Source organism: Bacillus sp. FSL P2-0069, assembly GCF_038593315.1.
Lineage (GTDB): Bacteria > Bacillota > Bacilli > Bacillales > Bacillaceae > Bacillus > Bacillus safensis.
In genome coordinates this window covers 1855052-1868365 of record NZ_CP151984.1, presented here as the reverse complement: position 1 = coordinate 1868365, position 13314 = coordinate 1855052, and the positions used below count along the sequence as shown (strand labels likewise).

Below are 13314 nucleotides of genomic sequence, written 5' to 3'. Positions count from 1 at the left end.
ACGGCTGGCTTTTTTCTATGATAATTTTTCAACTTCCACTCTGCCAGAAAAGAACGTCGCGCCGCCGCCCATATCTGCCAATCGATCAGGTGTTAATCCATTCACTAAATGCTTTTTGCCTTTTTGATCTGCCCATAATCCTTGACTGACCACAACACCAGATAATACATTTTGACCGACTGACACGACAAGCTCACACTCTCCTCGGTCGTTTAGCACACGCACCATGTCACCATCTTCAATTTTTCTTTCCTTTGCATCCTGTTCATTCATGTGAAGCTTCGGAAATTTCTCAAGCTTTTGATGCTTTTCATGAAGTGAGAAGGTGGAGTTCAGAAAATTATGGTTCGGTCCCGGTATAAAGGTAAGCGGATAATCGCTTTCCTGATAAAGGGGCACATAGGTTGGAAGTGCTGGATACCCGTCTTTTTTCATTTGTTCAGAATAAAGCTCAATTTTCCCGCTTGGGGTTTGAAGCTTTAATTCCTGGAAAGGTCCACGTTTCGCTTTGATCCATTTCTTTTCTTTTAATGCTTCGTATGAAATGTTCTCATAATGCGGATTTTCTGGATGATGAAGAGCTTGTTCCATCAGTTCAGCATCTGTCTCGCGGAAGGCTTCATCTTCAAAGCCCATCGCATGGGCAAGCAGGCGGAATACTTCAGTATTGGATTTGCTTTCTCCGTAGCGTTCAATTACGGGCTCCTGAATTTGAATATAATGATGCCAGTATGATGTATAGAAATCCTCGTTTTCAAAGGCTGATGTCGCCGGCAGGACAATGTCTGCATACGCCGCTGTTTCTGTCAGGAATAAATCATGAACCACTGTAAATAAGTCCTCTCTCAGCAAACCTTCTCTGACTTTATTCGCTTCAGGTGTTACAACCGCTGGGTTGCACGAGTAGATAAAGAGAGAATCAACGGAAGGCTCTGCGCTTGTCAGCACGCTGCCCAGCTGATTCATATTAAAGGATCTAGGCGTGCGTTCTTTTAATAAATCCGGCCGCTGAAGGGCTGTTTCATTATAGCTGAGAAAAGAAGAGTTTGATTTCATCGCTCCGCCGCCCTTGTGCAGCCATTGACCAGTCAGGGCAGGGAGGCAGGAGATGGTTCTAATACTCATCCCGCCATTATCATGGTGCTGTAAACCATTCCCGATGCGAATGAGAGAGGGTGATGTCTCAGCGTACATTCTCGCAAGTGTAATGATGTCATCCCTCGGGACACCTGTGATGCGCTCAACTGTGTCTGGATCATACTGCTTTACATGCTCGCGCAGCTCCTTATGGCCGACCGTGTAAGCCTCTAAAAAGGCTTCATCTGTACGTTCCTCTTTAAAAAGGACGTGCATGATGCCAAGGGCAAGCGCACTGTCAGTACCAGGCCGAAGCGGAATGAACCAATCTGCCATCCGGCCGGTTTGGTTCTTGTGAACATCAATTACAACAATCTTCGCTCCTTGCTTTCGTGCTTTTTGTGCCAAGGTAATTTGGTGCATATTGGTCGATACGGCATTGATGCCCCAAAAGATAAATAGTTTCGTATGAATGGTGTCTTCAGGATCTGTCCCAATGCTTGCACCCATTGTATATTTATAGCCAGTTGTTCCCGCAGACTGACAGATCGTTCGGTCTAACTGACTTGAACCAAGACGATAAAAAAAGCGGCGGTCCATTCCTTCTGCGTTGAGATTGCCCATGTTTCCATAGAAGCTGTAAGGCAGAATGCTTTCTGGTCCTTTTTCTTCGATCAGCTTTGTCCATTTTTGCCGAATGGTTTCAATGGCTTCTTCCCACGTAATCGGTGCAAACTGACCTTCGCCTTTTTGGCCAACACGTTTTAAAGGAGTGGTCAGTCTTTTTTCATCATATAAACGGGCTGTGACATTACGCACTTTGTTGCATATGTTTCCTTGTGTGACAGGGTGGTCCGGATCTCCCTGCACTTTCACGATCTTTCCATTTTCTTTATGTATTAAAAGACCGCACTGATCCGGGCAATCTAACGAACAAACTGATTTGAATATTCCGTCTTTCATCGCTGTATAATCGGTCATGAGTTTTTGGCTTCCTTTCTTCATTCCGTTATCACTTTGTATGGATTTTATTTTAGCATGTTCGGAGAAGGAAGGTAAGAAAGAGATGATGAATTGAAGAAAATGAAAAAAAGCCCCTGAAAAGGGACTTTTAATAACGGGTGACTTGTACAGGAAATTCTTTTACCCCAAAAACAAACGTGCTTTGTATAGGTTTTAGCTGATCTGTAGCGCAGGTGATGTCTTGAAACGTATGGAGTAAAACGTCAAGCGCAATGTTGCTTTCAAGCCGGGCAAGCGGTGCACCGAGACAAAAATGAATGCCAAACCCAAAGCTCATATGCGGATTTGATTTTCGGTCAAGCCGGAACGTATCTGGATCTTCAAACTTCTGTTCATCTCGATTTGCTGAAGCAACCCAGCTGATGAGGTAGTCTCCTTTTTCAATGTGCGCGCCTGCAATTTCAACATCCTCTGCGGCGATTCGGCCAATGGCTTGAACAGGCGGATAATACCGCAGCGTTTCCTCAGTCAATTGAGGAATAAGAGAGGGGTCCTGCCGAACTGATTCAGCAATATGCGGCTGCTCTGTCAGTAGTCGTACGGTATTGGTTATTAAATTGGTCGTTGTCTCATTGCCTGCAACGAGTAATAGAATACAAAAGCCAAGCAGTTCATTCTCGGTTAAACGCTCTCCATCAATTTCTGCTTGAATGAGAAGCGAGATCAAGTCATTGGCAGGTGTTTCTTTTCTTTTTTTGATCAAATGAGCAAAATAAACGGACAGCTCCTCTTCAGCACGTTTCTGCATATCTACTACAGCCTGAATAGCTTCTTTTGATTCATCCTTAGCACCTGCCACAAGGGCATCAGAATGTTTTTTAATCAGCTCTCTGTCCTGCACCTCTGCACCGAGAAGCTCAGCAATGATCATCACTGGCAGGGGAGCTGCTAAATCTTGCACAATATCAAACGTACGTTGATCCTTGACTTGATTTAATAGATCATGTGTCAGGTCTTTGATCTTATCTTCTAATTGCTTGATCGCTTTTGGGGTGAATGCTTTATTCACAAGCGCTCTCATCTTTGTATGTTTTGGAGGATCCATCGTTAAAATACTTGTTTTAGACGTGCTTCTTCCTCGCTGTGAAGAGAACACTTTAGGCTGCTTTAGAACAGACTGGATATCCGCATATCGAAAGAGATCCCAGCACTTTCTTGTCTCATCATATCTAATATCACTCTCTGCACGCAGCTCATTGTAAATAGGGAATGGGAAAAGAAGGTCATCGGTAGAACGGATTTCTTTCATTGGAATCACATTGACATAGTTTTCTTTCACTTTCATTATGAACGCTCCTTTTTCACATGATTTCTCTTTCACGGTATCACCAGTAAAATATCATTTCAACGGACATATTTTCTAAAATATGTCAATAGTCTAATCGAAAGATTCAAGCACATTCACCATATAGGAAAATAGAAAGTCATTAAAATGAGAGCGCTTTCTAAAAAATAGAATTGAAGTCACCGAAACCAAAAATAAAATGGTGAATCAAGTCGAATGAAAGGGTCCTATGATTCAAATGATCATAGTTCTTTTGATCTAAATTACTGTATTTGAAAAACACGGCTAACATACTTGCAGCAAGCTGTCGGCCATGCATTCGGGACTTTTGAAAAGCGCTGGCTCTTTCTTGACACGATTTCTCATCATGTTACGATTACTAACGTGCGAAAAACACGAACAAAAAGCGAACAAGGGAGAGGATCAATATCATTGATCAAAAGAAAGTTGCTTTCATTGGAGCAGGTTCTATGGCGGAAGGAATGATTGCAGGGATTGTGCGATCAGGACAGATGCCGCTAGGCCAAATTTACGCAACAAACAGACAAAATCAACTTCGATTGAATGAACTAACGAAACGATACGGAATCCAAACAGCCGCAATGGATTCATTTCCTTTTGAAGAAATGGATATGTTGATCCTGGCCATGAAGCCAAAGGATGCTGAAGCAGCACTTGAATCATTAAAACCTCGTATTCAGCCAGATCAGCTCATCATGTCTGTCCTTGCAGGTGTTAAGCTATCGTATATTGAAGACATGCTGCATGAAGGCCAGCCTGTTATGAGGGTTATGCCAAATACCTCAAGTACGATCGGGGCGTCAGCGACTGCTTTATCTGCTGGACGTTACGTGAAAAACGACCATATGAGTATAAGCCAGGCTCTTTTATCTGAAATGGGCGAAGTCTATACCATTCAGGAAGAGCAAATGGATATTTTCACTGGAATTGCTGGAAGCGGGCCCGCCTACTTTTATTTCTTAATGGAAAGAATCGAAGAAGCAGGAGAAGAGGCAGGTTTATCAAAGGAATTGTCTCGCCAAATTGGCGCGCAGACACTCCTCGGTGCGGCAAAAATGCTGCAAGAAACAGAGGAAAATCCTTCTGTCTTAAGAGAGAAAATTACGTCACCAAATGGAACAACTGCTGCAGGACTGAATGCATTAGATGATTTTGGCGGAGGAGAAGCGATCAAGCAGGCTGTCAAACATGCCGCCAATCGATCAAAAGAGATAAGCAATCAGCAAAAACAAAAAGTATCTATATAAATAGAGCCCAGGTACAGGAGTGATTAGGTGTACGCAGATAAAGAGAGAAAACGAATTGTTGTGAAAATCGGAAGCAGCTCTCTTACTAGCTTTCAAGGTGAGATTAGTTTGAAAAAACTAGAAAACCTCGTCAATCAAATTGTGAAACTCAAAGATGAAGGACACGAAGTCATTTTGGTTTCATCTGGTGCGGTTGCAGCTGGTTACCGAAAACTAGGATTTATTGATAGACCCAAAACACTGCCGGAAAAGCAGGCATCTGCCTCAATTGGGCAAGGGCTTTTAATGGAATCATATTCTACTTTATTTTTATCACACGGTTATATTGCCTCACAGCTCTTAATCACAAGAAGTGATTTTTCTGATGAAACGCGCTATCAAAATGTGCGTAACACAATGAACGTGTTATTGGATCGAGGCATCATCCCAATTATTAATGAGAATGATACAGTGACGATCAATCGGTTGAAGTTTGGAGACAACGATACATTGTCTGCAAAAGTAGCTGGACTCATTGATGCGGATTTCCTTGCCATTTTATCTGATATTGATGGCTTGTATGAAGATAATCCTCATACTAATCCAAATGCGAAGAGAATTCTCGAAGTGACAGACATCACAGAAGACATCGAAGCAGCTGCTGGAGACGCAGGCAGCAGCGTAGGTACAGGCGGAATGAAATCAAAGCTCGATGCCTTTAAAATATCAATGGCCGCAGGGATCAACGGCTTTTTAGGAAAAGCAGATACGCCTGGCATTTTAGACAAAGCGATCAATGGGACAGAGGACGGCACTTATTTTACCGCTGACGAAAATGTAGCGCCGCTCAACTATAAGAAGCAGTGGATTGCCTTTCATTCTGGACCAAAGGGTGAGATCGTGGTTCAAGAGAAAACACAGGAATTCCTCATGCACCGAGAGGGAAGCCTTGATTCTGATGGGATTGTCAATGTGAAAGGTTCGTTTAAAAAAGGCGATGTGGTCCGTATTTTAGATCAAGATGGAAGAGAAATAGGGCTTGGTATTGTGAATTATGCGTCAGATGAACTCGCCCGTAAGAGTGACTTGTTACAAGATGAAATCGTGCATGTCGTCGATCTTGAAGCATTTGTTTGTCATTTAGATTTATCGATTCCAGTTTGTTAACCAAAAGGGAGGAATTCCATGACACTGACAGCTGAAGTTGTCACATCGGTCAAAGAAAAAGCGAAAAAAGCAAAGCATGTTTCAAAAAAACTAAGTTTACTTCAAACAGAGGAAAAGAATAACGCGCTTCTTAAAATGGCAGAAGCATTAGAGCAAAACAGCCGTTTCATTTTACAGGAGAATCAAAAGGATTTAGATACTGGGAAAGAAAAGGGCTTCTCAGAGGCACTCATGGATCGATTAATGTTAAATGAAGAAAGAATTCACGAGTTTGCTGAAAGTTTGCGGCTTGTGACGAGATTAACAGATCCTGTTGGAGAAATATTGGATGAATGGACTCTTGATAACGGCTTACACGTGAAAAGCCGAAGAGTACCGCTCGGTGTGATCGGGATGATCTATGAAGCGAGACCGAACGTCACTGTCGATGCAGCAGGCCTTGCCCTTAAGGCAGGCAACTCAGTGATTTTAAAAGGCGGTTCCTCCGCTATTTCTTCCAACAAAGCCATTGTCAGTGTGATCCATGAAGCATTGGATCAAACAAAGATTCCTCGTGATGCGGTGCAATTGATTGAACAAACAGACCGTTCATCGGTTCAGGCGATGTTTCAACTAAAAGAATGGATCGATGTTTTAATTCCGCGAGGCGGAGCTTCCTTAATCAAAACAGTGGTAGAAGAATCCACTATCCCAGTGCTTGAAACAGGGACAGGAAACTGTCATGTCTATATTGATCAAACCGCGAATGTGAAAAAAGCCATTGAGATTGTGATCAATGCGAAAACGAATCGTCCGGCCGTATGTAATGCACTTGAGACGCTGATTATTCATCGCGATTGGCTGAAAGAGAATGCAGCCTCATTAAATGAAGCTTTGCAGGAGCATCGTGTCACTGTACATGGCGACCAGGCAGCAGAGTCTTACTTCTCAAACGCGGTTCCTGCTTTGGAAGTGGATTGGACAGATGAGTATTTAAGTCTGGATCTTGCGGTAAAGGTAGTCGATTCAATTGAGGAAGCGATCAGCCATATCGATCAGTACGGCACAAAGCATTCAGAAGCCATCGTGACAGAAGATGAAAAAAATGCACTCACGTTTCTAAACGAAGTCGATGCGGCGGCTGTTTATCATAACGCATCGACTCGCTTTACAGACGGCGGCGCACTTGGCTATGGAGCTGAAATCGGCATCTCCACGCAAAAGCTGCACGCCAGAGGACCAATGGGACTTCCTGCACTTACGACAACTAAGCTGCTTCTGTGTGGTGACGGTCAGATTAGAAGCTAGAAAGATTCAAGAAACACTACCTTTTTATGAGGTAGTGTTTTTAACTTTATTTAAAAGAAATACACGTTATCCTACGTTTGCACAATTTTTCTTCATGACCTTCTCAAATTTAAAAAATTCAAATTCCTCAGGTGCTAAAGGTTCATTGCCGTGATGTGCTTCATGATGTGCGTTTGGATCTGGATGGTGTAAGTGATAAAATTCAACTATTTGAAAACCGCATTTATTGACATAAAAATGAATGTTGCGTTTTTCAAAGTATGGAGTCACAACCTCCCATACAATCGTTTCTGGATATTGCGCCTCGATGGCTTTCCATGCTGCCTGACCAATGCCCCGGCCGTGAAAGGATGATGAAATGTATAGCAAATCAACCGAGTTGTGATGTGTCTCTTGGTTGATTTTGATCACAACGCCGCCTGCCTTTTCACCATTTAGCATAATATGATAAACAATGTGGTCATTGGAATGAAAAGATTCATCAATCACTTCATCTGGAGGAATCGGTCCATCCTGCGCATCGCCAAATGCGTCGATCACGCCAGCTGTAAAAGCTTTCTGAAGCTCTTTTTTCATAGAAGGGAAGTCCTCTTTATTTGCATGTGCTAATGTCACTTCATGTTGAGTTATTTTGTTCATTTTCTTATCCTTTCCCTGCGTAGTGGTGTTTCTGCATGTTATGATAAAGGATGGAGTTACTCCATAGTCAAGAAAGGAGCCTTCATCATGATCAATGATGTGCAAAAAACGTTTTTCACTGGAGAATTTGCCAAGCTATTTGATGTCAAAAAAGATACGCTTCTGTATTATGATAAAATCGATTTATTTAAGCCGGCTGGTGTGCATAAAAATGGGTACCGTTACTATACACTTGAGCAATTTGACCATTTTATTGCGATTCAATCCTTGCGAGCTGTTCAATTTCCGATCAAAGAGTTAAAACAATATTTCACAGAACCTTCCCGCGAGAGACTGCAAAGCCTAGCGGCCGACCAAATAAAAAAGGTCAAACAAGAGATTGAAAAGCTTCAAGACATCCAGGCTTTTCTTATGCGGGTGATGGAGACGACACTTGAATTAGCAAATGTGAAAATAGGGGAGGTCCTGTTTCAAGAGCTGCCAGAAGAACCCGTTGTACTAAGTGCATCAAACCCGATCGACTTCAATACACCTGTAGAAGAAATATCACGTATTGTAGGGGAATTTTTAAAGGGAGTTGGCATAAAAGGGGCTGCGGCAAATGGTTCTGTCTTAAAAAAGGAGCAGTTCCGTAAGCGGCACTATCATCAGTCAGATCAGCTGTTCTGCCGAATGGATGGCCCGGGGGCAGTCAAAAAACCTGGCGGGCTCTATGCGGTGATGTATGATCAAGGAACATTTGATCAGATCGAATCTGCTTATTCGCATTTGTTAGATGAAATCGAGAAAGAGGGCATGATGCTGGATGGAGATGTATTTGAGGAGTATTTACTTCATTCGCTCATGTCTAAAGATGAAGCAGAGTATATAACGAAGCTCAGTGTAAAAGTGAAGAAGCGAGCAGATGACAATTGAAAAGAGGATAGACAGCATGTGACATGCGTGTCTATCCTCTTTTTTGATGTTATCCCACTTGATTTTCGGCAAATTGACTCATATATAAGTCTGCATAGAAGCCTTTTTGTTTTAAGAGTTCGCTGTGCGATCCTTTTTCAATGATGCTTCCATCCTTCATGACTAAAATAAGGTCTGCATCCTTAATCGTTGAAAGTCTGTGTGCAATCACGAAGCTCGTTCTGCCTTTCATCAATTCATTCATTGCTTTTTGAATATGCATCTCTGTCCGTGTATCCACGCTGCTTGTTGCTTCATCTAATATCAAGATCTTTGGATCAGATAAAATGGCACGGGCGATGGTTAACAGCTGGCGCTGACCTTGTGACAGGTTGCCGGCATCTTCTGTTAAGAGTGTGTCATATCCATCTGGAAGCGTGCGGATGAAATCATCTGCATAGGCATGTTTGGCGGCTTTGATGACATCCTCTTTGGAAACATTCTGCCTGCCATAGGCAATGTTGTCGTAAATCGTTCCTTCAAAGAGCCACGTATCCTGAAGAACCATCGCAAATAAGTCTCGTACTTGCTGACGGCTGAGGTCAGTAGTTTTGACACCGCCAATGCGTATGGAGCCTTGATCTAATTCGTAAAAACGCATTAAAAGATTGATGATGGTTGTTTTTCCCGCGCCTGTTGGTCCGACAATGGCAACAGTCTGTCCTTCTTGCACATCTAAATTCAAATCTTTAATAATCGGATGATCTTTTTCATATCCGAATTGAACTTGTTCAAAGCTCACATCGCCTGAGAGTGATGCAAGATCAATTGCCGCATCTTCTTCGGTACTTTCTTCTTCTTCATCGAGGATTTCAAAGACCCTTTCAGCAGAAGCGATCGCCGATTGAACTAAGTTTGCGACACTTGATGCTTGCACAAGAGGCTGAGACATTTGCTGTGTGTATTGGATAAACGCCTGCACATCCCCGACACGAATATTCCCGTTAATGACTAGAATCCCGCCGGCTACACTGACTGCCACATAGCCAAGGTTCCCGATAAAGGTCATCATTGGCATCATTAAACCAGAAATGAACTGCGCTTTCCTTGAGGATTCATACAGCTTTTCGTTTAATTCATCAAATGTATCGATTGCTTTCTTTTCGTAGCCATACGCACGAACTGTCTGATGTCCTGTGAACATCTCATTAATATGTCCATTGATCGTGCCAAGCTCTTTTTGCTGCGCTTTAAAATGCTTTTGAGAAAATGACGTAATGCCGCGAATCGCAAACAGGCTGAGTGGCAGCGTCAAACAAACAAGCAACGTAAGCAGCGGACTGATGAAGAGCATCATGACGACAATCCCAATGACTGTAATCACAGAAGTGATCACTTGGGTGAGCGCCTGCTGAAGCGATGTATTAATATTATCGATATCATTCATCACACGGCTTAGTGTGTCCCCGTGGGTTGTTTTATCAAAATAACGAAGGGGGAGACGTGTGAGCTTGTCATTTGCTTCCTGCCGTAATTCAGCGATGGTCTGTTGAGAGACACCAGCCATGACATATTGCTGAACGAATGAAAAGAGGGAAGCAACGACGTACAGCACGACAAGCAGCAAAAGAATCCGTGAAATGACATCAAATTGAACGCCTGTTCCATTCGTAAAGCTGTCAAATAAGGAAGAGGTGGCATCCCCAAGCAGCTTTGGACTAATGACGTTAAAGACAGTTGAACCAATCGCTGCAATAAGGACGATGATCAGCTGAAATTTCCTTGGTTTTAAATAGCCTGTCAAACGAAGCAGTGTTTTCTTAAATTCCTTCGGTTTTGCGACTGGCCCTTTAGGGTGGCCGCCTTTATGGCCCATGCCGGAAGACATTTTCTTACTCATCCTCGCTCACCTCCTGACCTTCCTGAGATGCGACAATCTCTTGGTATACAAGATTGTCCTTTATTAATTGTTCATGTGTTCCGATACCTGCAATTTTTCCTTCATCAAGTACAATGATTTTATCACTATGCTTCACTGTGCTGATTCGTTGAGCCACAATGATGAGGGCTGCATGAGCTTTTTCTGCTTCTAATGATGCCCGCAGCTTCGCATCTGTTTTGTAATCAAGTGCTGAAAAGCTATCGTCAAACAGATAGAATGATGGTTTTCTCACTAGCGCCCTTGCAATGGAAAGCCGCTGCTTTTGGCCGCCGGATAGATTGGAACCACCTTGATCAATTTCTGCATCAATTCCGCCATCTTTTTGCAAAACAAATTCTTCGGCCTGCGCAGTTCGCAGCGCCTGCCAGACGTCTTCATCGCTTGCATCCTGCTTGCCAAAGCGTACATTCTCGGCAATGGTTCCGCTGAATAAAACAGCTTTTTGAGAGACATAGCCCATCTGGTTTCTCAGTTTCTCCTGAGGCAGCTCTCTAATGTCTACACCATCTAGTGTAATCCGGCCTTCTGTCACTTCATAAAAGCGCGTCATCAGCTGGAGAAGCGTTGTTTTCCCAGAACCCGTACTTCCGATGATGGCTGTCGTTTCACCAGTTTTGGTTTCAAACGTGATGCCTTGAACGGCCGGTTTCTCAGCATTTGAGTAATAAAATGACACATCCTCAAAGCGAATGGATTGAGCGGGCTCGTGAAGCTCAGTCATAGACTCTTCTTTGTCTTTAATCTTTGGTTCCATGTTTAACACTTCATTCATGCGTTTAGCTGACGCTTGTGCTCTTGGGACCATAATAAAGCTCATCGACAGCATAATAAGTGCCATTAAAATCATCATCGCATATTGAATGAAGGCAATAAGATTCCCAACTTCCATTTCTCCGGCATCAATTCGGTTTGCACCAAGCCAGACAATACCAATATTCGTGAAGTTCATGATGATCAGCATAAATGGAAACAAGTAAGCCATTAATCGGTTGACTTTAAGACCAGTGTCCTTATAGGACGTGTTGGCTTCTTGGAATCGCTCCTTTTCATCATCCACACGGTTAAAGGCACGAATGACCCGGATGCCTGAAAGAGATTCCCGCATAATTAAATTCAGCCGGTCTGTTTTTTTCTGAAGCTGGCCAAATAGAGGGATGGCTTTTCTTGACACCAAATAGATAAATCCGCCAAGAAGGGGGAGGGCTGCTAAAAAGATAAGAGACAGGACAGCATCCCTGGAAACAGCCAAAATAATTCCGCCCACAAGCATGAGCGGGGCCCGCGTCATCATTTGTAAAATCATGATCGTCACATCTTGGACTTGTTTCACATCATTTGTTGATCTCGTAATAAAGGAAGATGTGCCGATCTTTTGAAATTCTTCTAATGAAAATTGTTCGACATGCACAAACAGCTGTCTTCTCATATCACGGCCGAAGCCAAGTGCTGTCTTTGATGACAAGTAAGACTTCCAAATGGTGAGCAAAATGGCGAGTAAAGAACAAGCCACCATCCAGCCGCCAACCTTCCATATGTAAGCAATATCTCCCTGGACGATACCGACATCAACGATATCTGCTGTTAACGTCGGTAAATACAGTTGGAGCATACTGCTTAAAAAGGTGAGAATGACAATGGACACAACGGACAGCCGATACGGCTTTAAAAACGATAAAATTGATTTCATACGAATACCTTTCTTCCATATAGTCTTTTGTTCTGTAACCCATCATATACAAAGTGGGATTATTTCTACAAATGAAATGTCTTGTTTTAGTGAATTATTTATATTGTTCAATTTTAGAAAAGAAATCCTTCACAAACACATAAAAATCATGGGCAGAAGGAGACATTTCGCGCGTTTTAGATGCAATAATTCCAACCGTTCTTCTCACTTGAGGGAAATCGATCGGAATTTTCACTGTAAATCGCGGTGTTGTTTCATAAAAGGCGCTTTCGGGTAATAAGGTAACGCCCATACCTGCAGATACGAGACCTTTAATGGCATCCAAATCTTCTCCTTCAGATGAAATGGTAGGCTCATAGCCTGCCTGCTTGCAAGCATCAACCGCAATTTGTCTCAGCACATATCCTTCAGGAAATAACACGAAATGATCCTTTCTTAAATCACTTAAATGAATACTCCTTTGTCCGCTAAAGGGGTGGCTAACCGGTAAAAGGGCATATATGCTTTCGGAAAATAAAATATTTCCTTCTATTTGAGAATCGTTTGTCGGTACGGGTCCTAAAAAGGCGAGATCGATATCTCGATTTTTGACCGCTTCAATGAGAAATTTATAGGATCCTTGACGAAGTAAAAAATCGACCTCTGGATATTCCTGCTTAAAGGCGGAGATGACAGAAGGGAGTACTTGGCTTGCTAGACTTGTAGGAAAGCCAATATTCACCGTTCCTTTGTGCGGATCTAAGTATTCATCAATTTGCTCTTTCGCATAATCAATGGCTTTGAGTGCAGTTCTGACATGATCTAAAAATTGTCTGCCGATCTTCGTTAATTTGATATTTCGTCCTTCTCGTTCGAATAAGGCCACTCCAAGTTCTTCTTCTAAATTCGCAATCTGCCGGCTGATGGCAGATTGGGCAACATGTAAGTTTTCAGCCGCTTCTGACACGTGTTCACGGTCTGCGACTTCTACAAAATAACGTAACTGACGAAGCTCCATTTTTGCACTTCACACCCATCTATCTCAAAAAGAGATTGTTTTGATCTAAATTATATATTGTTTATATCA

General features: G+C 42.7%; 10 protein-coding genes. 4 read left to right on the top strand and 6 right to left on the bottom strand.

Translation table 11 applies throughout. The features are described from left to right. Nucleotides 1-15: 15 nt before the first annotated feature. The gene (locus tag NSQ34_RS09320; RefSeq protein ID WP_342501085.1) at nt 16-2058 is read right to left on the bottom strand and encodes a molybdopterin oxidoreductase family protein; all 2043 of its coding nucleotides are present in this window, start codon (nt 2056-2058) and stop codon (nt 16-18) included. 130 nt (nt 2059-2188) lie between these two features. Beyond that, a complete protein-coding gene (locus NSQ34_RS09315) occupies nt 2189-3385 on the bottom strand; it encodes a cytochrome P450 (RefSeq protein ID WP_342500927.1) in 1197 nt (398 codons plus the stop codon). Between the two features lie 422 nt (nt 3386-3807). On the opposite strand from NSQ34_RS09315, the gene proC reads away from it, so the two are divergent. The 3 genes from proC to NSQ34_RS09300 are packed head-to-tail and all read left to right on the top strand — an operon-like array spanning nt 3808 to nt 7086. Next, nucleotides 3808-4653, top strand: coding sequence for a pyrroline-5-carboxylate reductase (gene proC, locus NSQ34_RS09310; protein ID WP_076841053.1), 846 nt, complete (start codon nt 3808-3810; stop codon nt 4651-4653). A gap of 27 nt (nt 4654-4680) precedes the next feature. After that, on the top strand, nt 4681-5799 hold the full coding sequence (gene proB, locus NSQ34_RS09305; RefSeq protein WP_041109421.1) for a glutamate 5-kinase: 1119 nt from the start codon (nt 4681-4683) through the stop codon (nt 5797-5799). An 18-nt stretch (nt 5800-5817) separates the two neighbouring features. Continuing rightward, nucleotides 5818-7086 carry a glutamate-5-semialdehyde dehydrogenase gene (locus NSQ34_RS09300; RefSeq protein ID WP_098677739.1) on the top strand — a complete coding sequence of 423 codons (1269 nt, stop codon included), beginning with the start codon at nt 5818-5820 and terminating at the stop codon, nt 7084-7086. 66 nt (nt 7087-7152) lie between these two features. Here NSQ34_RS09300 and NSQ34_RS09295 read toward each other — a convergent pair whose 3' ends face one another. Then, complete coding sequence (locus NSQ34_RS09295) at nt 7153-7725, bottom strand: GNAT family N-acetyltransferase (RefSeq protein WP_046311408.1); 573 nt, start codon at nt 7723-7725, stop codon at nt 7153-7155. Between the two features lie 87 nt (nt 7726-7812). On the opposite strand from NSQ34_RS09295, the gene NSQ34_RS09290 reads away from it, so the two are divergent. Beyond that, a complete protein-coding gene (locus NSQ34_RS09290) occupies nt 7813-8640 on the top strand; it encodes a MerR family transcriptional regulator (RefSeq protein ID WP_101676946.1) in 828 nt (275 codons plus the stop codon). 49 nt (nt 8641-8689) lie between these two features. Here the strand turns inward: NSQ34_RS09290 and NSQ34_RS09285 are convergent, their stop codons facing one another. The 3 genes from NSQ34_RS09285 to NSQ34_RS09275 all read right to left on the bottom strand — a co-directional run bounded on the left by NSQ34_RS09285 (nt 8690) and on the right by NSQ34_RS09275 (nt 13245). Next, the gene (locus tag NSQ34_RS09285; protein ID WP_098677737.1) at nt 8690-10519 is read right to left on the bottom strand and encodes an ABC transporter ATP-binding protein; all 1830 of its coding nucleotides are present in this window, start codon (nt 10517-10519) and stop codon (nt 8690-8692) included. Further along, a complete protein-coding gene (locus NSQ34_RS09280) occupies nt 10512-12248 on the bottom strand; it encodes an ABC transporter ATP-binding protein (RefSeq protein WP_098677736.1) in 1737 nt (578 codons plus the stop codon). The genes NSQ34_RS09285 and NSQ34_RS09280 overlap by 8 nt, the downstream gene beginning before the upstream one ends. 94 nt (nt 12249-12342) lie before the next feature. Then, nucleotides 12343-13245: a LysR family transcriptional regulator gene (locus NSQ34_RS09275; protein ID WP_034280677.1), complete on the bottom strand. Its 903-nt coding sequence runs from the start codon at nt 13243-13245 to the stop codon at nt 12343-12345. Nucleotides 13246-13314 lie beyond the last annotated feature (69 nt).

What these genes read in the sequence shown, in the direction of transcription:
- NSQ34_RS09320 (WP_342501085.1), bottom strand. Translation starts at nt 2,058, where the DNA reads ATGACCGATTATACAGCGATGAAAGACGGAATATTCAAATCAGTTTGT.
- NSQ34_RS09315 (WP_342500927.1), bottom strand. Translation starts at nt 3,385, where the DNA reads ATGAAAGTGAAAGAAAACTATGTCAATGTGATTCCAATGAAAGAAATC.
- NSQ34_RS09280 (WP_098677736.1), bottom strand. Translation starts at nt 12,248, where the DNA reads ATGAAATCAATTTTATCGTTTTTAAAGCCGTATCGGCTGTCCGTTGTG.
- NSQ34_RS09300 (WP_098677739.1), top strand. Translation starts at nt 5,818, where the DNA reads ATGACACTGACAGCTGAAGTTGTCACATCGGTCAAAGAAAAAGCGAAA.
- NSQ34_RS09275 (WP_034280677.1), bottom strand. Translation starts at nt 13,245, where the DNA reads ATGGAGCTTCGTCAGTTACGTTATTTTGTAGAAGTCGCAGACCGTGAA.
- NSQ34_RS09285 (WP_098677737.1), bottom strand. Translation starts at nt 10,519, where the DNA reads ATGAGTAAGAAAATGTCTTCCGGCATGGGCCATAAAGGCGGCCACCCT.
- NSQ34_RS09295 (WP_046311408.1), bottom strand. Translation starts at nt 7,725, where the DNA reads ATGAACAAAATAACTCAACATGAAGTGACATTAGCACATGCAAATAAA.
- NSQ34_RS09290 (WP_101676946.1), top strand. Translation starts at nt 7,813, where the DNA reads ATGATCAATGATGTGCAAAAAACGTTTTTCACTGGAGAATTTGCCAAG.